The sequence below is a fragment of the Acidocella sp. genome (assembly GCF_052326845.1).
GTDB lineage: Bacteria > Pseudomonadota > Alphaproteobacteria > Acetobacterales > Acetobacteraceae > Acidocella.
Map to the genome: position 1 here is coordinate 1 of NZ_JBKQJR010000132.1, position 2,712 is coordinate 2,712.

5 protein-coding genes are annotated in these 2,712 nt (G+C 64.9%); 2 read left to right on the forward strand and 3 right to left on the reverse strand.

The genetic code is table 11. From position 1 onward, the window contains the following. The 3 genes from ACLPJJ_RS08700 to tnpA form a co-directional block, all read right to left on the reverse strand. A partial coding sequence (locus tag ACLPJJ_RS08700; RefSeq protein ID WP_443590580.1) for an IS66 family transposase occupies nucleotides 1–421 on the reverse strand: 421 nt, incomplete at its 3' end. 41 nt (nucleotides 422–462) lie between these two features. Then, a complete protein-coding gene (tnpB, locus tag ACLPJJ_RS08705) occupies nucleotides 463–852 on the reverse strand; it encodes an IS66 family insertion sequence element accessory protein TnpB (protein WP_443590581.1) in 390 nt (129 codons plus the stop codon). Beyond that, the gene (gene tnpA, locus ACLPJJ_RS08710) at nucleotides 849–1,301 is read right to left on the reverse strand and encodes an IS66-like element accessory protein TnpA (protein ID WP_443590582.1); all 453 of its coding nucleotides are present in this window, start codon (nucleotides 1,299–1,301) and stop codon (nucleotides 849–851) included. The genes tnpB and tnpA overlap by 4 nt, the downstream gene beginning before the upstream one ends. Nucleotides 1,302–1,403: 102 nt before the next feature. Here tnpA and ACLPJJ_RS08715 point away from each other — a divergent pair, with 102 nt between their 5' ends. Both ACLPJJ_RS08715 and ACLPJJ_RS08720 read left to right on the forward strand, forming a co-directional pair. Next, a complete protein-coding gene (locus tag ACLPJJ_RS08715) occupies nucleotides 1,404–1,916 on the forward strand; it encodes a hypothetical protein (protein ID WP_443590583.1) in 513 nt (170 codons plus the stop codon). Nucleotides 1,917–2,002: 86 nt separating this feature from the next. After that, nucleotides 2,003–2,712 (forward strand): pirin family protein (locus ACLPJJ_RS08720; RefSeq protein WP_443590584.1); only part of this gene is annotated, 710 nt, incomplete at its 3' end.

The window sequence follows — 2,712 nt, forward strand, 5'->3', positions numbered from 1 at the left end:
GAATGCGTTTGACGCGCAGGATAGCCGGCACCACGTCCAGCATCTCGCTGACGTCCTCGCCGATGATGTGCAGCCTGCCTTGGCAGCAGGGGCAAGCCTTGCTCGCGGGCTCGATCGTGATGTCCACTCGTGGCAGATGCGCCGGCAGACCGCCGATATTGCGCGCCGCTTTTGGCCGCGGCGGCCGGTTGGAATTCGCTGGCGTTGGCAGTTTGGCTGGCTCCACCGGCATGGCGGAAAGATCGTCCAAGGCGAGCGGCAACTGATTCGCCGGCTCAGCCTGCTTCTCGGATCGCGCACCGTACAGGGCCCGCTTCAAAGCTGCCACGACCGCATGCAGGTTCTCGTTCTCTGCCCGCAATGCCGCGTTCAATGCCAGCAAATGCACCGGATCATGCGGGGAGTTTTGGCCGTCCGACATGCCGGAAAGTTACCAAACATGCCGCGCGCTTCGCTAGAAAATTAAGGCGCCTTCTGTAATTTTTCTGCCGGGATCGTTGGCCTCATTGGCGGCGCAGAGCGCGCTGGTATCTGCGTCCAATCCATGCCGGCAACCAGCATGCGCAGCTGCGAGGTGCTCAGCGTGACCGCACCATCCTGCACCGGTGGCCAGGTAAAGCCACCCGCCTCCAGCCGCTTGGTCACCAGACAGAGGCCGGAGCCATCCCAGAGAAGCAGCTTGATGCGGTCGGTTCGTTTGGACCGGAAGACGAACACATCGCCGGCAAATGGGTCGGCGGCCAGTACCTGTGCCACCATGGCCACGAGGCCATCCATGCCTTTACGAAAATCAACCGGCTTGGACGCCACCATCACCCGCAACCCTGGCCGGGACGGAATGCCCAGAATCATCGTGCGGGCCCAATCAAACCAAGCACCTGCCGCAAAACCTCCGGATCGACAGCGCCTTCCACCCGGACTCGGGCACGGCCAATCTCTATCTCAATCGATCCCGCGGGTTGATCCCGGCCCGAAGTCGGTGCAGCCGGCTCCGAGGCAATGGCTGAGGGCTCGGCAACCCCATCCTCAATGCGCAACGGGACAAAGCGCGGCACCGTCTCCGCCGCCAAATCATTCATCGCCTGACGACGCCAAGTCCAAAGCAAGCCGCGGCTGACCCCATAACGGCGCGCCACCTCCGCGATCTTCGATCCCGGCGCCACACTCGCGGCAAGAATCTCCGCCTTCTCATCCGGCGTCCAATCCCGCCGCCGACGCCGGCCAGTGATCAGCTCAACCCGGCGGTACTCAACGTCCTGAGGACTGTGCTGATGCCTGGCATTAGGACCGTCATTATCCACAATATCACCTCACCCAAATTCAGGGAGGCAGTGTCCAGCAAATAAACCCGCGCCGCGAGGTGGGGCACTCGCATCGGTTACTACGTATCGGGCTCGCCCCTGGTGTTGATCGATGTCCTGCATGTCAGCCCGGGGGGCTACGCGGCTCTGTTTGGCTGCACCGGGGGCGGGATCGTGGCCGGCGCCTTCCTCAATGGCCGTCTGGCCCGCCAGGGCGTTCCGCCGCGCACGGTCCTGCTTGCGGCTATCCTGCTGGCGCTGCTCGTGACCGGAACGCTCGCGGGACTGACGCTTGCGGGCGCCTTCTCCTTGCCGCTGGCGATGCCGCTGCTGGTGCTGGCGACCGCCTGTTTTGGTCTGGCCGCCCCCAGCGCCGCCCATGGCGCGCTCGAGCCGCTGCCGGAACTGGCGGGTGCCGCGGGCGGGCTGCTCACCTCGCTGCAAATGCTGATGGGGGCGCTGGCCAGCACGCTGGTGGCGGTGCTCTTCCCGCGCTTCGGTCCCCTGGCGATGTCCGGCATCATGACCGCCGCCGCGCTCGCGGCGCTGCTCGTCTATCTGCCGCGCAGCTCGCAGCAGGCGCCGTTCTCCCTCGCCGTGGCGGAGCCAGATTGATGCGCGTTCGAAAATATACGTCCCTTGGCGGCGCCGTTGGGGATAAATTTGCTGAAGGGTCAAGCTTCCAGCTTAAGGAGATAAACATGCGTGCTGCTTCAACCCAGGGCGTTCGCCCTGTTGTCATGACGACCCCTGGCCAGCCCACCTCCGACGGCGCGGGCGTCAAGCTCACGCGGATGATCGGCACGCAAAGCCTGCATACGCTCGACCCGTTCCTGATGCTCGATTTCTTTGCCACCGATAAGGCGCAGGATTATATCGCCGGGTTCCCCGAGCATCCGCATCGCGGCTTCGACACCGTAACGTATATGCTCGCTGGCCGGATGCGCCACCGCGACAATCATGGCCATGAGGGCGTCATCGAGGCCGGCGGCGTGCAATGGATGACCGCCGGGCGGGGCATCGTCCATTCCGAGATGCCGGAGCAGCGGGAGGGGCTGATGAAAGGCTTCCAGCTGTGGGTGAACCTGCCGGCGCGGCTGAAAATGACGCCACCCGCCTATGCCGAGTTCGACGCCAGCGAGATTCCGAGCGAGCAACGCGGCGGCGCCAGCCTGCGCGTGATCGCGGGGACGACCAGCAGCGGTGTGGTTGGGCCGGTGCAGGCCGCGCATGTTGATGCCCGCTACTTCGATGTGACGCTCCCGGCGGGGGAAACGCTGAAAGAGCCGCTGCCCGACGGGCACAACGCGATCCTGGTCGTGTTCGAGGGTGTGATTGCCGTTGCCGGCCCGGATGTGCGCGCCCGCAGCCTCGCCGTGCTTGGCACTTGCTTGCCGATGCTCGCTTCGTC

Bases quoted from the DNA above. Each gene is read 5' to 3' on its own strand.
- tnpB (WP_443590581.1), bottom strand. From the start codon at position 852: ATGATTCTGGGCATTCCGTCCCGGCCAGGGTTGCGGGTGATGGTGGCG.